16 protein-coding genes are annotated in these 15,907 nt (G+C 68.4%); 8 read left to right on the plus strand and 8 right to left on the minus strand.

The genetic code is table 11. The annotated features are described in order from the left end of the window. Window positions 1-16: 16 nt before the first annotated feature. On the minus strand, window positions 17-262 hold the full coding sequence (locus G3I17_RS16420; RefSeq protein WP_164597003.1) for a hypothetical protein: 246 nt from the start codon (window positions 260-262) through the stop codon (window positions 17-19). A 126-nt stretch (window positions 263-388) separates the two neighbouring features. On the opposite strand from G3I17_RS16420, the gene G3I17_RS16425 reads away from it, so the two are divergent. Next, complete coding sequence (locus G3I17_RS16425) at window positions 389-796, plus strand: hypothetical protein (RefSeq protein WP_164597004.1); 408 nt, start codon at window positions 389-391, stop codon at window positions 794-796. Between the two features lie 135 nt (window positions 797-931). On the opposite strand, the gene G3I17_RS39830 is transcribed toward G3I17_RS16425, so the two are convergent. Then, window positions 932-1,108 (minus strand): hypothetical protein, encoded by a 177-nt coding sequence (locus G3I17_RS39830; protein WP_203590300.1) that lies wholly within the window; start codon window positions 1,106-1,108, stop codon window positions 932-934. Window positions 1,109-1,337: 229 nt separating this feature from the next. On the opposite strand from G3I17_RS39830, the gene G3I17_RS16430 reads away from it, so the two are divergent. From G3I17_RS16430 to G3I17_RS16450, 5 genes are all read left to right on the plus strand, one after another. Next, complete coding sequence (locus tag G3I17_RS16430; RefSeq protein ID WP_164597005.1) at window positions 1,338-2,630, plus strand: XRE family transcriptional regulator; 1,293 nt, start codon at window positions 1,338-1,340, stop codon at window positions 2,628-2,630. Window positions 2,631-2,638: 8 nt separating this feature from the next. After that, complete coding sequence (locus G3I17_RS16435) at window positions 2,639-3,175, plus strand: GNAT family protein (protein WP_164597006.1); 537 nt, start codon at window positions 2,639-2,641, stop codon at window positions 3,173-3,175. An 88-nt stretch (window positions 3,176-3,263) separates the two neighbouring features. After that, window positions 3,264-4,928, plus strand: a complete 1,665-nt coding sequence (locus tag G3I17_RS16440) for a PHP domain-containing protein (RefSeq protein ID WP_164597007.1) — start codon at window positions 3,264-3,266, stop codon at window positions 4,926-4,928. Between the two features lie 39 nt (window positions 4,929-4,967). Beyond that, a complete protein-coding gene (locus G3I17_RS16445) occupies window positions 4,968-5,870 on the plus strand; it encodes an oxygenase MpaB family protein (RefSeq protein WP_164597008.1) in 903 nt (300 codons plus the stop codon). Between the two features lie 198 nt (window positions 5,871-6,068). Continuing rightward, on the plus strand, window positions 6,069-7,295 hold the full coding sequence (locus G3I17_RS16450; protein ID WP_164597009.1) for an ROK family transcriptional regulator: 1,227 nt from the start codon (window positions 6,069-6,071) through the stop codon (window positions 7,293-7,295). A gap of 80 nt (window positions 7,296-7,375) precedes the next feature. On the opposite strand, the gene G3I17_RS16455 is transcribed toward G3I17_RS16450, so the two are convergent. Next, the gene (locus G3I17_RS16455) at window positions 7,376-7,972 is read right to left on the minus strand and encodes a ParA family protein (protein ID WP_164597010.1); all 597 of its coding nucleotides are present in this window, start codon (window positions 7,970-7,972) and stop codon (window positions 7,376-7,378) included. Between the two features lie 242 nt (window positions 7,973-8,214). On the opposite strand from G3I17_RS16455, the gene G3I17_RS16460 reads away from it, so the two are divergent. Then, window positions 8,215-9,552, plus strand: coding sequence for an FAD-binding protein (locus G3I17_RS16460; protein ID WP_164597012.1), 1,338 nt, complete (start codon window positions 8,215-8,217; stop codon window positions 9,550-9,552). 1 nt (window position 9,553) lies between these two features. Here the strand turns inward: G3I17_RS16460 and G3I17_RS16465 are convergent, their stop codons facing one another. The 5 genes from G3I17_RS16465 to G3I17_RS16485 all read right to left on the minus strand — a co-directional run bounded on the left by G3I17_RS16465 (window position 9,554) and on the right by G3I17_RS16485 (window position 15,103). Further along, complete coding sequence (locus tag G3I17_RS16465; RefSeq protein ID WP_343238331.1) at window positions 9,554-10,519, minus strand: ABC transporter substrate-binding protein; 966 nt, start codon at window positions 10,517-10,519, stop codon at window positions 9,554-9,556. Next, a complete protein-coding gene (locus G3I17_RS16470; protein WP_164597017.1) occupies window positions 10,516-12,477 on the minus strand; it encodes an ABC transporter permease subunit in 1,962 nt (653 codons plus the stop codon). Before G3I17_RS16470 ends, G3I17_RS16465 begins: the two co-directional genes overlap by 4 nt. Before the next feature lies 1 nt (window position 12,478). Next, window positions 12,479-13,561 (minus strand): glycine betaine/L-proline ABC transporter ATP-binding protein, encoded by a 1,083-nt coding sequence (locus G3I17_RS16475; protein ID WP_164597018.1) that lies wholly within the window; start codon window positions 13,559-13,561, stop codon window positions 12,479-12,481. Between the two features lie 171 nt (window positions 13,562-13,732). Then, on the minus strand, window positions 13,733-14,191 hold the full coding sequence (locus tag G3I17_RS16480) for a group II truncated hemoglobin (protein WP_164597020.1): 459 nt from the start codon (window positions 14,189-14,191) through the stop codon (window positions 13,733-13,735). 12 nt (window positions 14,192-14,203) lie between these two features. Continuing rightward, the gene (locus G3I17_RS16485; protein WP_239062587.1) at window positions 14,204-15,103 is read right to left on the minus strand and encodes an aminoglycoside phosphotransferase family protein; all 900 of its coding nucleotides are present in this window, start codon (window positions 15,101-15,103) and stop codon (window positions 14,204-14,206) included. A gap of 47 nt (window positions 15,104-15,150) precedes the next feature. Here G3I17_RS16485 and G3I17_RS16490 point away from each other — a divergent pair, with 47 nt between their 5' ends. After that, on the plus strand, window positions 15,151-15,900 hold the full coding sequence (locus tag G3I17_RS16490; RefSeq protein ID WP_164597024.1) for a hypothetical protein: 750 nt from the start codon (window positions 15,151-15,153) through the stop codon (window positions 15,898-15,900). Window positions 15,901-15,907 lie beyond the last annotated feature (7 nt).

Below are 15,907 nucleotides of genomic sequence, written 5' to 3' on the forward strand. Positions count from 1 at the left end.
GACGTGTGAAGCGTTGCTAGAGGTACAGCCCGTTGCCGACCGAGCTGACCTTCACGTTTGCATTCGCGTTGGAGATGTCCGAGACCTGCGAGTTGGCCAGGACGCCGAGGACGTTGCTGCCGGCGGCAACGTGAGCGTTGTTGAGGGAGCCGTCGATGATTCCAGCGTTGGCCACGGTCGGAGCGGACAGCGCCGCGGCGGCGAACGCTCCCAGCGCTGCTGTCGCCAGTCCGACGGTGATGCGGCGGGTCAGGTTCTTCATGGGGTGGTCCTCCAGGGATTCGTTATGAACAGAGCGCGTCTGCCCGAAGGCGGCCGAACCAGACGCACAGACCGTAGTCAATCGATTACGAAGGCACAAACACGGTCTCGTCCCGAGGTGGCATCGTTGACAGCCCCGTTGACCGCCCGTGGCTGGCTCGACGGCGACCGGCTCACGCCGGCCGGAGCGGCCGCGCACGCGGTACTGACCGAGAAGGTGCAGGCGCAGCGGCGGCGGGTGACGAACGGGATCGTCGACGCGGAGTACCTGCAGACGGTCGACGTACTCCGCCGGATGGCCGCGAATCTCGGCCGCCGGACGCAAATGACTCCGTTGTGTGACCACCCAGGCGCGGTGGTCACACAACGGAGTCGGCCACCTCGGAGTGCGGCTCCTGGTGAGGTGTCAGGAGCCACTTGCCCCGCCCGGCCCGAGGTGTCGGCCAGGAGGTGGATTGGAACGGCTGGGCGGCGGCGATACAGGGACTCAACCGCCAGCCCAGCCGGGCTGTTGGGCGGTGCGGTCCGGAGCTGAGGACGCCCCGGACCGCACCTCTGGTTTTGTCCGGAGCTGAGGAGTGCCCCGGACCTTCGATTGCTGCTTCCTGGACGTGAGGAGACCCCAGGAGCAGCTCCGGGTCTGAGGAGGACCCGGAAGCTTTTTGAAGAGTTAAATATCCGCTTCCTGCTGCGGGCCGAGCAGGTCGTTGGTGACCCGGAGGCCGGCGAACCGGCGCCGCATCGCCTGCTCGTACCGCGCTGCCAGCGGGGCTTCCGCGACGTACTGCGCGATCACATGCTCGCCGAACCAGACCCGAACTCGGCGCCGGTGCTGCCTCGACGTCATTTCCGCAACAGTCACTGCTTGCTCACCCCGTAACTCTCAGCCCTTGCAACCAGTTGGACTTACTGGTTGTCATGGCAGTAATGGTGCACAGACCGACCGTGACCGCTCTAGGACCTGGAGAGGACCTTTGCCGGACCTCTCCCGGACCTCTGGCGGACATCTTGAGGACTGCACCTTGTCGTGGGGCATCAGTCGAGACAACGTCTACCTGACGTGAACGGGAGGAACGATGGCGGGTAGGTATACGCCAAGAACGGTCCTGGCGCACCTGATCCAGCGCCGGAACCAGACCTACTCCGAGATCGTCGCCGAGTTCGTCGAGCTGGGTGGAACCATCACCGAGCGGCATCTGCGGCGTCTCGCATCGGGCGAGCGGGCAGGGACCACGCCACAGACTCGGCGCACCCTGCAACGCATGTTCGGTAAGCCGGTCGAGGAACTCCTCGCTCCGTACGTCCCCGAGCCGGTCGCCCAGGTGGTGCCGGCGGCTGCAAGTGGACGAATCACGACAGGTAATGAGATGGAGGTACTCGACATGGCTGCCAGCCGTGCGCGGGCTTTCGCCCTCGCGGCCCAGACCGGTCTCGGAAGCGAGGCCATGGAACAGGTGTACGACGACGTGAGACACGTCGCGAAGGCCTATCCGCAGCGGCCGCTGCCGGAGATCCTCGGCCAACTGGTCGAGACGCAGGACCTGGTCTTCGCGTTGCTGGAGAGCCGGCAGCGTCCGGAACACCTGCGGCAGCTGTACTTCCTCGGCGGCGTGACCGGTGGTCTGCTCGCCAAGGCGTCACACGACCTCGGCAACCCGCATGCCGCGCTGACCCAGGCCAGGACCGCCTTCCTGTGCGCCGACAACGCCGACCACCACGGGCTGCGCGCCTGGGTCCGCGGGCTGCAGTCGCTGGTCTCCTACTGGGCCGGTAACCCGCACGACTCGGTCCGGTACGCCCAGCTGGGCGCCGGCTACGCCGAGCAGGCCAACAGCACCACCGGCGTCTGGCTCCCGGTCAGCGAGGCCCGTGCCTGGGCCGCGCTGGGCAACGCCGACGCCGCCCGGGCCGCCCTGGTCCGCGCGGAGAACGCGTGGGGCACGGTCCAGGCCGACGAGCTCGACGAGATGGGCGGCCTGTGCACCTTCGGCCGCAACCGTCAGCTGTACTACGCGGCCGACGCCCTCGCCTGGCTTCCGGGTGAGCGTGAGACCGCCGAGCAGTACTCTCGGCAGGCAGTGGACGCCTACACCGACCAATCGCACCCCGAGTGGGCCTTCGGCGACGCCGCCGGCAGCCACGCCGCCATGGCCATCACCCGGATCGCGAACGGTGAGCTGGAAGGCGCCGCCGACGCGCTCGCCCCGGTTCTCGGTCTGCCGACCGAGCGCCGGATCAACGGTGTCGTGCACTCGGCCCGCCGGGTGCACCAAGCGCTGCGGCAGTCCGGGCACGGCGACGACGCCCGAGACCTGCAGGAAGAGATCGAGATGTTCACCCGTACGCCGATGCAGACCTTCCCGCAGTAGCAGGCGGGATGGACCCCCTCACCGGCGATGGCGTCAGGTTGCGCGAGTTCCGGCTCGACGACCTGGACAACTATCTCGCCGTCGTCGGTGACGACCGGGTAACCACTTGGCTGTCCTTCGACAGCCGCGACCGTGCCGCCGCGGAGAAATCCCTCGGCGCCATGGTGGAGCGCGCGGCGCTCGCCGATCGGCCGGACTACACCCTCGCCGTCACCCGCCTGGACGACGACCGGCTGATCGGCTTCGCCCGCCTCGGACCCACCGGGATCCAGGCCGCCCACCTCGGCTACGCGATCGCCGCGGACCACTGGGGCCGCGGCCATGCCACCGACGCGGCCCGGACGATGGTGAAGTTCGCGTTCGGAACGCTCGGCCTGCATCGGGTCAGCGCGGCCATCGGCCCGGAGAACCTGGCCTCGGTGGCGGTGGTCAAGCGCCTCGGCTTCAGCTACGAGGGCCGGATCCGTCACCACGTCTTCACCAACGGCGACTGGCGCGACTCCTTGCTCTACTCGGTGCTCGATACGGAGTTCCCGGCAGGCTGAGCCTTCTCGGCCGACAGTTCACCTGGTGCACATCTTCGCGTCATCGCGGGCCTTGACAGTGCCTTGTCAGCACAAGAAAGGTTCCGTCATGACCGAGCAGCAAGTCCCCGAGTGGGCCGACCCCGACGTTCCCGAAGAGGCGCTCGATCCGCAGGGGGTGTCGCGTCGTGGGCTGATCCGGGGTGCCGGGCTGCTCGGTGCGGGCTTCGCGGCCGCCGGGATCAGCGGTGTCACGGGAGCCGGCGAGGCGGCGGCGACCAGCGGTACGTCGTACGGGGATCCTGAGCTGGTCTATCTGGTGGGCGACCATCACGTGCACACCCGATACAGCCACGACGCGAAGTACGACTTCACCCAGCACGCGCAGCGCGGGGCACAGTTCGGGCTGGACTGGATGGCGTTCACCGAGCACAGCAACTTCGGGCACGCCGACAAGGGTGCGCAGGCGGAGAACGCCGAGGTGCTGAAGGCTCGTGCGGAGAACCCGCGGATGCTCATCTTCCAGGGCCTCGAGTGGTACATCCCGGCCGCCGAGCACGGCACCGTCCTGGTCGCGCCGGGGCCGAACAACGTCGCGCTGCTCCAGCAGTTCGAGCGCGAGTACGACGGCAAGCTGACCAGCCGCTCGGCCGACACCGCCGAGAACGAGCTGCACGCGCTCAAGGCGCTCCAATGGCTGGCCGCCCAGAAGAGGAGCGGGTTTGTCGACGACGTGCTCGTCCTGGCGAACCATCCGCTGCGGCTCGGCATCGATTCGCCGCACGAGCTCCGGGGCTGGCGCGACAGCGGAGTGATGATCGGTATGGAGGGCGCGCCCGGTTCGCAGGGCGACGCGGATCCGGCCTGGGTCGCCTACCGCGGTACGACCAACTCGCAGCGCGGCGAGTACGTGAACAACCCTGGTACCGGCAGCTTCCCGGGGTACCCGAACGACGCCTACCGCACGTATGGCGGCTTCGACTGGGCCACGGCGACCGTGGGTGGCCTGTGGGACGCCATGCTCGCCGAGGGCAAGCTGTTCTCGATCACCTCGAATAGCGACAACCACCGGACCATCTGGGACACCTGGACGGACGGGGTGTTCCCGGCCGGGCAGAATTTCGACTCGCTCGGGTGGAAGCCGTCCCCGACCGACTCGGGGGTGCCGCAGGCGGGGAGCGACTTCTGGCCCGGTCAGTTCAGCAGGACGCACGTGGGGGTGACGAAGTACGGCTACCTGGACGTGATGGCCGGTCTGCGGGCCGGGCGGGTCTGGGTGGATCACGGGCAGCTGGTCGACGGCATCGATGTACGGGTGGCTCCAGCCGGCTCGTCGCATCCAGGGGTCACGCTGGGCGGCCGATTGAAGGTCCGCCGGAGTGAGCGGCTCGAGCTGCGCGTCACGGTGACAAGTGCGACCCGGCCGAACTTCCACGGCCTACTGCCTCGGCTTGCTCAGCTGGACGTCATCCGTGGCGTCGTCACCGGTACTGCGCCCGACAAGGACAGCTGGCGTGCACCGGACACCCGAGTGGTCGAGCAGGTCGACGTGCACCGCAAGACCGGCACCTACACGCTGCGCATCCCGCTTGGACGCGCAGAGCGGTCGCACTACGTCCGCCTGCGCGGCAGCGACGGCCGGCGGAACGGTCCCGGCTACCTGGGCCGCAAGATCGACCCGGCCGGCCCGATCCAGCACCCGAACGGCGATGGCGACCCGTGGCTCGACACCTGGCTCTACACGAACCCAGTGTTCGTGGATGTCAGCCACTGACCATGGTGGAGGGCTTGGAGTGGTGGGCAGACTGGTGGTATGTCCGCCACGCCCCAGGAGAACCTGCTCACCCCATTAAGGGACGGGCTCGCTCGGATGATCCTGACGAAGGTGGCCGGCCCAGATCCCTTGGCCGAGCGGGATCGGGTTCACAACACCGAGGGGCCTAGGTGGTTCGCGCCGGATCGGCCGATCCGGCGCGTGCACGGAGACGCCTCGATGTTCGCCGGCGGTCTCCGGGCGCTGCTGCTGCAGTCGCTGCACCCACTGGCGATGGCGGCGGTGTCGGCGCACTCGGGCTACCGCGGCGACCCCTGGGGGCGGCTGCAGCGGACGAGCTACTTCCTGGCCGTCACGACGTACGGCGCCGCTACTGACGCGGAGGAGGCCGTCGCCCGCGTGCGCGGTGTGCACGAGCGAGTGCGCGGGACCAGCCCCGATGGCGAGCGGTACAAGGCGTCTGACCCGCATCTGCTCAAGTGGGTGCACCTGGCCGAGGTGGACAGCTTCCTGGCGGCCCACCAGCAGTACGGCGCTGCACCGCTCGACTCGGGCGAGAGGGACGGGTACGTCGAGGACACGGCTCGGGTGGCTCGCGCGTTGGGGGTTGTGGACCCGCCGACCACCCAGGTGGAGCTGCGCCAGATGCTGGACGAGTACCGGCCAGAGCTACGCGGTACGACGGAAGCTCGGCAGGCGGCGCGCTTCATCCTGGTGCACCCGCCGGTGCCACTCGCTGCGCGGCCCGCGTACGCAGTACTGACGACTGCGGCGGTTGGTCTGTTGCCTTGGTGGACGCGGTGGCCACTGCGGCTGCCGCTCCTGCCGCTGGCTGAGAGCACGGTGGTACGGGCTGCTGGTGAAGGGTTGACCCGGACGATCCGCTGGGCGCTGGCCTCGCCGACACTCAGCGCGGCGATGAGTGTCGACAAATCGCCCTGAGGTTTACGGCTTGCGCGCGAGGCCGCAGTACAGGATCTGGCCGGCGCCTGCGCGGAGGCCGGCGGCCGGGCTTTCCTCTCGCTGCCGTCGCGCGGATTGCACGCCATCCCCTGGTGAGTGCCGAGGTCTTTGCACTGTTTTGCGATGAGAGGTGCGCCAGGAGCGATGAATGGCGCCCGGCGCCGGTAGTTTGTTCCTGTGTCGTTGCGCCCGAACCGCCCGCTGCCTCTCGCTACTCCGGCGGGGGTCGAGGTGCTGACCAGGATTCTGACCCAGGGACCGATCCCGCGGGTCGAGATCGCGCGCCGCACCGGACTCTCGCAGGCTGCCGTCACCAAGGCCGTCGCGCCGCTGATCGAGGCGGGTTTCGTGACCGACCAGCCGGTCCCCGGACCGGCCGACGGTGATGGTGGCGGTGGTGGAATCCGGGCCGAGCTGGGGATCGGGCGGCCGGTCAGCCCGCTGACGGTGATCCCGGACAGCATCTCGGTGATCGGGCTGAAGGTGACGCCGACGGATCTGATCGGCGTGACGACGGACTTCCGCGCGGGGATTCGCGCGGTCCGGCACCAGCAGGTGACCGACACATCTCCCGAGTCGGTGATCAAGCGGCTGGCCGAGCTGGCCAAGGAGCTGATCGAGACGCTCGCCGACCCCGCCGACCCCGCCGGGCCGCTGATCGGGATCGGGGTCGCTGTCTCCGGTGACGTGGACGCGCGGCACGGCGTAGTACGGGACTCGCCGTTCATGGGCTGGCGGGATATTCCGGTCGCTTCGCTGCTGTCCGACCAGGTGAAGGTTCCGGTCGTGGTGTCGAACGATGTGCGCGCGCTGACGGTGGCTGAGCACTGGTTCGGGGTCGGGGTCGATGCCGACTCGTTCGCGGTGGTGACGATCGGGTCCGGAGTCGGGTGCGGGCTCTACATCAACGGCGAGGTCGTGTCGGGTGCGCACGGGGTGTCTGGTGAGCTCGGGCATCTGCCGTTGGCGCCTGGGGATCTCGTCTGTACCTGTGGACGACGGGGGTGTGTCGAGACGGTGGCTTCGTCGGACGCGATCCTGGCGCGGGTGCGGGAGACCACTGGCCAGCAGGATCTGGATCTGTCGGGCGCGATCGACCTGGCGCACAGCGGAGACGCGCACGCGCGGGAGGCCTTCGACCGCGCAGGCGAGGTCATCGGCTCAGCGCTGGCCGCGATGGTGAACCTCGTCGGCCCAGAGCTGGTGGTGATCGCCGGCGAAGGCGTCACCGACTACGACCTCTACGACCAGCGAATGCGCCAAGCCTTCGCCGAACACGCCTTCGGCGCAGCCGGCGACTGCCGCCTCATGCTCCGCTCCCACACCTTCGACGACTGGGCCCGAGGCGCCGCCACCACAGTCATCCGCTCCTACGTCAAAGGCGAACCACCACTTACCCGCTGACCTGTCGGGCTGCTGGTGAGGTGGGCGTGGGGAACCGCCCCTCCGGCTGTGGTGGCTGGAAGGGCGGTTGTGGGGGTGGATCAGCTGCGGGCGGCTGCCAGGATTTTGCGCCAGACCTTGCGGTAGGACTCCAGGCCGTCTTCGGCCAGGGGTCCGGTGGGGCCGGCGGTGATGGAGACTCGCTCTGGGATGGTGCCCCAGACCGGGATGTTCTCCTCGGCGTACTGCTGCATGGCTTCCTGGTAGCTGCGCGTGTACGTCCGCGCCGAGCAGATCACCAGGCCGACTGGGATCTCCTTGGGGACCAGCTCCAGAACCGCCTTCACCCGGGGGGTTTCCACCCCGCCGACGCGAGTGGGGATGACCACCATCCGGGCCCGCTCGAGTGCCTTGTTCAGTAGCCGCTCGTGTGATGGTGGCATGTCCACCACCCCGATGCCCTCCGGTGGTACCCGGTCCAGCGCCTTCGTCAGGAGCCGCTCGGTCGGCGCCTCGGCGATCTCGATCCTGGCCAGGTGTTCGTCGTCGGAGTCGGCGATCCAGTCTGCCGCGCTCCCCTGCGGATCGGCATCGATGAGGGTGGCTGTGCGACGGTTGGAAGATGCCAGCGCGGCCAAATACACCGACGTGGTTGTCTTACCTACCCCGCCCTTCAGTGCAGCTGTCACGATGATCATGGGACCGACGCTACCCGGTTCCCTCCAATTTCCGGCGTGTCGTCGGCGTTGCTCGCGCGCCGCGTGATAATTGCCAGCAGCCCCGAACAAGCTCAACCACCCTTCAACCTGTACGCCGTGGGCAGTCCGTGGTAGCGATCAGGCCGCCGGTGATCCCGGGAAGCCGGAGTTGCGGCGGAGGGTCGGTGTGCCGTTGCCTGAGGGCGAGAGAGCTGACGGGCGGCGATTGGATGAGCGACGTGATGCATAGGTTCGGGAGACCGCTGGACGGCGAGCTGCTGCTCGACGAGTCCAGCCGCCAGGAGTTCTCGCAGGACGCGGGGCGATACCGCACGAAGGTGCCCCGAGGCGTGCTTCGGCCGGGGTCTGTCGAGGACATCCAGGAGATCGTCAGGTTCTGCGCGCAGTACGGGATCCCGGTCGCGGCTCGCGGGCTGGCCAACACCACCGATGGCCAGGGCTTGGTCGACGGCGTACTGATCGACATGCGGTCGATGAACACCATCCACGAGATCGGCGAGGACCGCGCAGTCGTCGACGCCGGGGTTGATTGGCTACAGCTGACCAATGCGGCGCATGCGAGAGGGCTCGCCCCACCGGCATTGACCGGCTTCCTCGGGCTCAGTCTTGGAGGCACCTTGTCGTTTGGCGGAGTGCCGCCGGCGATTCAGTCGGGTGCTCAGGTGGACAGCGTGATCGAGCTGGAGGTCGTCACCGGGACTGGCGAGCTGCGTCGCTGCTCGGAACAGCATGACCGTGAGTTGTTCGAAGCCGTCCTGGCGGGCCTCGGGCAGTACGGGATCATCACCAAGGCCACCGTCCGGCTCGGGCCGGCACCGGCGAAAGTCCGTGGGCACGAGCTCACCTACCCCGACATAACCGACTTCTTCAAAGACTTCCGGACCCTGCTCACCAGGGCCGAGATCAGCGAGATCTACGGCGACTGGTGGCGGCCGGGTGAGCACGGCGAGGTCCAGCACCTCAGCGCCTTCACCTTCCACTCCGCAGCCACACCGCCGGACGACCAGCACGTACTACGCGGCCTCACGCCCGCAGAGACCGTGGTCAGCCAGAGCGACTTCCTCCCGCATGTCACCCGGATCGACGTCGCCGTCGAGCAACTCCGGGAGGTCCTCGACTGGGATCACCTGGCGAAACCGTGGCTGACCCTCTGGCTCCCCGAGGCATCCGTGGAGCAGTACGTCACCGAGGTGGTCCAGAACCTCACCCCGAGGGACGTCGGCAACGGCGGCTTCGTACTGCTCTACGCCCACCGCCGCTCCCAGCTGACCCGACCGTCGCTGCGCCTACCCCAGGACGACAGCGAGTGGGTCTACCTGTTCACCCTCATGACGGCAGGACCGGCCAGCACCGAGTTCGGCGACGAGATGCTGGCCAGGAACCGCCGCCTGTACGACCGGGCCCGCGCGCTCGGCGGCACGCGGTACCCGATCGAGTCGGTCGCCTTCACCCAGGACGACTGGGCAGACCACTACGGCGACCGCTGGCCGCAACTCCAGGCGCTGAAGCAAGAGGCAGACCCGGCCGGGATTCTGACTCCCGGACCGAAGATGTTCTGACCTACTTGCCGAGCCAGGCGTCGACCTTCGACTGGTTGTCCTTGACCCACTTCTCGGCGGCCGCGTCCGGCGTCAGCTTGTCCTCGGCGATGTACTTCGCGACCACGTTCTGGTCGTCGTTGGTCCAGTTGAACTTCTTCACCAGGTCGAACGCCGGGCTGCCCGAGTCGGCGAACTTCTTCGAGACGATCTTGTCCAGGTCGTACGCCGGGTAGTCGCACGCGACCTTCGCCGGCGAGGCGTCGCAGCCGGCCGTGTACGCCGGCAGGTCGACCTTGACCAGCTTCAGCTCGTTGAAGAACCACTGCGGCTCGTAGAAGTACCCGATCACCGGCTTCTTGTTCTTCTCCGCGTCCCGGAACGCCTGGATCAGCGCCGTCTCCGAGCCCGCGTAGACGACCTTGTAGTCCAGCTTCAGGTTCTTCACCAGCGCCTCGTCGTTGGTGACGAAGGACGGGTCGCCGTCCAGCAACTGACCCTTGCCGCCGGACTCGGAGGTCTTGAACAGGGCGGCGTTCTTGTTCAGGTTCTTCCAGTCCTTCAGCTCCGGCTGCGCGGCCGCGAGCCACGGCGGGAGGTACCAGCCGATCACGCCCTTGTTGCCCGTCGGCCCGGCCTCGACGGCGACCTTCTGCTCGGTGATGTACTTCTTCTTCAGATCCTCGTGACCCCAGTTCTCCAGGTTCGCGTCGACCTCGCCGGTGCTGAATCCCTGCCAGGCGATCTCTTCCTTGAGGTTCTTCTTCACCACCTTGCAGCCGAGCTCCTTGGTCGCCACGTACGCGACCACGGCCGCGTTCGCCTCGTACCCGACCCACGGGCTGACGGTCAGGTTGAAGGTGCCGCACTCCTTGCCACTGCTACCGGCGGCCGGCTTGTCGGCCTCTCCGACCTTGGCGCCCCCACAGGCGGTCAGAGCCAGGGCCAGAGCGGTCAGCACTCCAGCAGTACGGAGCTTGTTGGTCACCACAGGTTGTCTCCTCTAGATCTTCCCTTGTACTTCCGGGTCCGCGCGGCCGCGGCCTGCGTGATCCGGTCGAGCATCACGCCGAGCAGCACGATGGCCAGCCCGGCGGCGAGTCCCTTGCCGTACAGCTCGCTCTGCGCGAAGCCCGCGGCGACGTCGTACCCGAGTGCGCCGGCGCCGACGAGGCCGCCGACGACGACCATCGAGAGTACGTAGATCAGGCCCTGGTTGACCGCGAGCGTGATCGCCCGCCGGGCCACCGGGAGCTGCACCTTGCTGATCACCTGCCAGGTGCTGGAGCCGACCGAGTTCGCCGCCTCGACGGTCGCGACCGGGACAGCTCTGATGCCATCGGCAACGATCTTCGTGGTCACCGGTACGGCGAACACCACCGCTGCCGCGATCGCGGTGAACCGGCTGGTCCCGAACAGCGCCAGGAACGGTACGAGGTACACGAACGGCGGCATCGTCTGGCCCGCGTCCAGGATCGGCCGGAGCCAGCTGTCGGCGCGATGGTTGCGCCCGGTCCACACGCCGAGCACGAGCCCGACGGCGACGACCACGACGGTGGCGAGCAGCGTCGACGCGAGCGTCACCATGCTGTCGTGCCAGACACCAGTGGCCACCAGCAGCCCGAGGCAGACAGCGGCCGGTACGGCGCCACGCCAGCTCCCCAGCAGGGCGGCCAGCCCGACGATCACCACGGTCACGAGCCACCAGGGCGACTCGGTGAGCAAGGCTTCGAGCGGGTTCAACACACCATTGGTGACCGCGTCGCGCAGGCCGTAGGTGAAGCCGCCGAAGACGTCCTGCACCCAGCTCGTCACGTCGCTCGCGGCGACGGCGATCTTGGAGCCGACGTTCGCCCCGGTCGGGAACTCGGCCGCCCACAGGTAGGTCCGCGAGAACCAGACGGCCACCAGCACAGCCGCAGCACCAACGCCGAGCAGCACCCTGCGCCGCAGGCTCGCAGTACGCCAGGGCCGGTCGCCCGCGGCGGTGGTGACCCGATCGAGCACGATGGCCAGTACGACGATCGCGAGGCCGGCGTTGAACGCGACACCGACGTCGAGCGTCTGGAGCGCCTTCAGCACGGTCTGCCCGAGGCCGGGCGCGTCGATCAGCGCGGCGACGGTGACCATCGAGAGCGCGGCCATGATCGTCTGGTTGATGCCGACGACGACCGTACTTCGCGACATCGGCAGCAGCACCTTCATCAGCGTCTGGCCGCCCGACGAGCCCAGCGACCGCGCCGCCTCGACACTCTCGCGTGGCACCGAGCGGATCGCGTGCGCGGTCAGCCTCACGACCGGAGGCGCCGCGTAGATCAGCGTGGCGATCGTCGCCGCCGCCGGGCCGATCGCGAAGAACAACGTGAGCGGTGCGAGGTACACGAAGGTCGGCAGGGTCTGCATCAGGTCGAGGATCAGCGTCGCGACCTTGAAGACCCTGTTCGACAACCCGGCCCAGATGCCGAGCGGGATGCCCACCAGCAGCGCGAGCATGACGGCCGCGATGGTCAGCGAGAGCGTGTCCATGCTCTGCTGCCACAACCCCTGCAGACCGATGAAGGTCAGCCCGGCCGCGGTCAGCAGGGCGACCTTCCAGTTCCCGAAGGCCCAGGCCAGGTACGCCGAGATCGCGACCACGCCGAGCCAGCCGATGACCGGAACCGGCCGCCCGTACGACGGTTGCGCGATGACCGCCTGCAACAGGATGACGAACTGGTCGACGGCGACCCGGATCGCGTCGAAGAACGCGTTGCCGTTGCCGAGGAAATCGCGGTTGTCGGTCAGCCAGCGATGCAGCCCGGTCGTCTCCTGCCCGCCGAGCGCAAGCGTGTTGACGCCCCGGAGCACGAACCACGCGGCGACCCAGGCGACCAGCAGGACGCCGACGATCACCCCACGGCGGGGTTTGCGGACCCGGATCTCGACCGAGCCGGTGATGGAGGCCACGTCAGGGCCGCGCAGGGGAAGGAGAGGTGTCCCGGTCGGCGACGACGGCGAGGATCTCTTCGTCTCCGATCACGCCGAGCAACTGCCCGTCGGCGACCACCTTGACCGGATGCGGCGACTCCAGCACCTGGCGGGTCGCCTCGCGGACCAGGAGGTCCGGCCCGAGTTCGAGGTTGGCCAGCTCTTCGCCGTCGCGCGGCTGCCGGACGATCCAGCGCAGGGTGAGGACGTCGGCGCGCGGGATGTCGCGGACGAAATCGCGCACGTAGTCGTCGGCCGGGGCGCCGACGAGCTCGTCGCCGGTGCCGAGCTGGATCGCTTCGCCGTCGCGCATCAGCAGGATCCGGTCGCCGAGCTTGAGCGCCTCGGACAGGTCGTGGGTGATGAACACCATCGTCTTGCCGACCTCGCGGTGCAGCCGGGCGACCTCGGTCTGCATCTCGCGGCGGATCAGCGGGTCGAGCGCGGAGAACGGCTCGTCGAAGAGCAGTACGTCGGGGTCGCAGGCGAGCGCGCGAGCCAGGCCCACGCGCTGCTGCATCCCGCCGGAGAGCTGTTCGGGGTACAGGTTCTCGTTGCCGCGCAGGCCGACCAGGTCGATGACCTCCTGGGCGCGGCGCTTGCGGTCGGGCTTGCTCTCGCCGCGGACCTCGAGGCCGTACGAGACGTTGTCGATCACCTTGCGGTGCGGGAGCAGACCGAAGTGCTGGAACACCATCGAGAACTTGCTCCGGCGCAGCGTCCGCAGCCGCTTCTCGTCGGCGGCGCGCAGATCCTCACCCTCGAAGAAGATGCTGCCCGCGGTCGGCTCGATCAGCCGGGTCAGACAGCGGACCAGGGTGGACTTGCCGGAACCCGACAGGCCCATGACGACGAAGACCTCGCCCGGGGCGACATTGAAGCTCAGGTCGCGGACGGCCGCGGTACAGCCGGTCTGGTCGAGCAACTGGGCGCGACTCAGCGCCGCCAGCTCCGGCCGGCGGGGGACCCGGGCCGCCTTCGGCCCGAACACCTTCCACAGACCCTGGATCGACAGCAGTGCCTCGCTGTCCTGCAAGTCGGGGTACTCGAGCTGAGCGGTCACTATGGTTCACCCTCGCATCCCGGCCACCGGGTTCGTCGTGAACCGCCGACAATATCGAAGCCCCGGTTCCCGGTTTCCCCCGACGGGTGTCTGACACTTCAACCTTTACCAGGTCTTACCCCCCTGTACCCACGCTCAAAGCCCGCCGTCGCACCGGTTGGGTCACAGCTTTCAGGGCTGGTACGGCGGTGCTTCACCCCAACCCCAGTGCGGAACCGGAGCCTTCGGAGGCGGGATCGCGCCGGGCTGCGAGTTGGCCAGGGCCAGGCGGGTGCCCCACTCGACGTAGGCGACGAAGGCCGAGCGGAACTCGGGGTCGGCCGGGAGACCGGCCGGGTCGGCGCTGGCGGCGATCAGGGCGGCCCAACGGGAGCGTTGCTCCTCCGTCAGGCCGAGATTCAGGTGGTGGGCGAGCATCGCGGGATAGCCACCGAGCTCGTCGGTGTAGCGGCTCGGGCCGCCGAAGACCTCGCCGAGCCAGATCGCGACGTGCTCCTTGTGCTGGTCGCTCATCTGCGCGAAGACCGGCGCGAGGATCGGATCGACCGCCACCTTGTCGTAGAACACCTCGGTCAGCCGGAGGAACGCCTCCGCACCGCCCGCCCAGTCGTATACCGTCGGCGTCGTCATGTAACTATGTAATCAGGCGGCGGGGGTCAGGGCCAGCGAGATCTCCAGCTGGACCGGGTCGATCTCGTCCTCTTCGTCCTCGAGATCCCAGAGCACGTTCTGCAGGATCCGGACCATCGTCCAGCCGACCGCCCGGTCCCGCTCGAGCCCGGCCACCTCGACCATCAGGTCGAACCGCCGCCGGATCGCCCGCGGCAGATCACCCGTCGCCACCAGGTCGTCCCAGCGGTTGTTCAGCGCCTGGAACAGCTCGAACCCCGGGTCACCCGCGAGCGGCTTCGGGTCGATCACCAGCCAGGGCTCACGCCCGCCCGCCATCGCGTTGCCGTAGTGCAGGTCCCAGTGCAGCAAGCGATCGCCGGGCTCCTGCGCCAACTCGGCCGCCTGCGCGACGTACCGGCGTACGAGGGCTTGCTGGTCCGGGTCGGCCAGCTGGGGGATCAGGCCGGGGGCGTCGTCGAGCAGCTCCGCCACGACATCGTCCAGCCCGCGGATCCCGGGAGGAGCCTGTACTGCGCTGAGCCGGGCGAGCAGTTCGGCGAGGATGCGGGTCGCCTCGGTGTCGTCGGGGAGGTCGTCGAGCGCGCGGGACTCAAGCCGCTCCAGCAGGATCGTCGCGCTGGCCTGGTCGTCCTCGAGCACCCTGACGACCGCGTCGTCAGGCCAGGTCCGGAGGGCGAGCGCCTCGCTCTCGTTCTCGTCGTTGGGCGGCTGCAGTTTCAGCATCGCCGGGGTGCCGTCGGTGCGCAGTACCGGGAGCACGACCGAGGCCATGCCATGCAGTGGTTTCCCGTCGAGCTGCAGCTTCCAGCGTTCGAGGTACTCGGCGGCCAGCTCGGGGGCAGCCTCCAGCCAGGACACCTCGTCGGCGAGCGTTTCGAACAGCGGGGCCGGTACTTCGAAGAGGCTCATCGGCGGCAACATTAGTTGTCGGCGACTCGATGTGCTTGGGTTTTCCGGTGAGCTCACTGGAGACAAGGCACCGGCAGGCGCAGCTCGTCGTGTCGTTCATCTACCTCGGCATCCCGGTCATCTTCCTGGGACTGGTCCTGTGGATCGGCGCGGCCGGCGGCGATGCGGTCGACTTGGCAGGCGCGCTGGTTCCGCTCGCGGTGCTCGCTCTCGGGTGGTGGCGGCGCGAGAAGAGTCGCTACCAACCGATCCGCTGGAGCCGGGCCGGGAGCTTGATGGGTGGCGTGACGGGGTTGTTCACGTCGTACTTCACGGTCGTGCTCGACTCGCATCCGCTCGCGGGGTGGTTCGTCCTGCTCGCGGTGGTGGGCGCGATTCTCGGTGCGGGGTTCGGGCGGTACGGGTTCCGGGTCCTGATGAGCCCGGCGATCCCGGAGCTGGCCGAATCGCAGTACGAGCTGAGCTTCCGGATGCGCGGGCTGACCCGGCTGCGGCTCTCGATCAGCGCGGATCAGGTCACCCTGCACGAGCAGATGGTGCTGCAGACCGTCGAGGGGGACACGACCGTACGCGAGAAGTCTTACCCGCTCACCGCCGTCACGGGCGTCTACGCGGTGACGCTGTCGGGGGCTGAACGGCTCAAGTATCCGGTGGCGATGAAGCTCGCTCCCGCGAGCAGCCCCGGCCCCGCGCTCATCTTGCAAGCACAGGGCCAGGACTGGGTACTACCGCAGAACGAGGCACCAGCTATCGCCGAGATCCTCGAACGCCGCATCGCCACGGCACGCACGCACTGATCAGGTC

Origin of the sequence: Streptomyces sp. SID13031, from assembly GCF_010548305.1 — a bacterium.
Lineage (GTDB): Bacteria > Actinomycetota > Actinomycetes > Propionibacteriales > Kribbellaceae > Kribbella.

Excerpts from the sequence above, each read along its gene's own strand:
- G3I17_RS16420 (WP_164597003.1), bottom strand. The coding sequence starts at position 262 with ATGAAGAACCTGACCCGCCGCATCACCGTCGGACTGGCGACAGCAGCG.
- G3I17_RS39830 (WP_203590300.1), bottom strand. The coding sequence starts at position 1,108 with ATGACGTCGAGGCAGCACCGGCGCCGAGTTCGGGTCTGGTTCGGCGAG.
- G3I17_RS16430 (WP_164597005.1), top strand. The coding sequence starts at position 1,338 with ATGGCGGGTAGGTATACGCCAAGAACGGTCCTGGCGCACCTGATCCAG.
- G3I17_RS16435 (WP_164597006.1), top strand. The coding sequence starts at position 2,639 with ATGGACCCCCTCACCGGCGATGGCGTCAGGTTGCGCGAGTTCCGGCTC.
- G3I17_RS16440 (WP_164597007.1), top strand. The coding sequence starts at position 3,264 with ATGACCGAGCAGCAAGTCCCCGAGTGGGCCGACCCCGACGTTCCCGAA.
- G3I17_RS16445 (WP_164597008.1), top strand. The coding sequence starts at position 4,968 with ATGTCCGCCACGCCCCAGGAGAACCTGCTCACCCCATTAAGGGACGGG.
- G3I17_RS16455 (WP_164597010.1), bottom strand. The coding sequence starts at position 7,972 with ATGATCATCGTGACAGCTGCACTGAAGGGCGGGGTAGGTAAGACAACC.
- G3I17_RS16460 (WP_164597012.1), top strand. The coding sequence starts at position 8,215 with ATGCATAGGTTCGGGAGACCGCTGGACGGCGAGCTGCTGCTCGACGAG.
- G3I17_RS16480 (WP_164597020.1), bottom strand. The coding sequence starts at position 14,191 with ATGACGACGCCGACGGTATACGACTGGGCGGGCGGTGCGGAGGCGTTC.
- G3I17_RS16485 (WP_239062587.1), bottom strand. The coding sequence starts at position 15,103 with ATGAGCCTCTTCGAAGTACCGGCCCCGCTGTTCGAAACGCTCGCCGAC.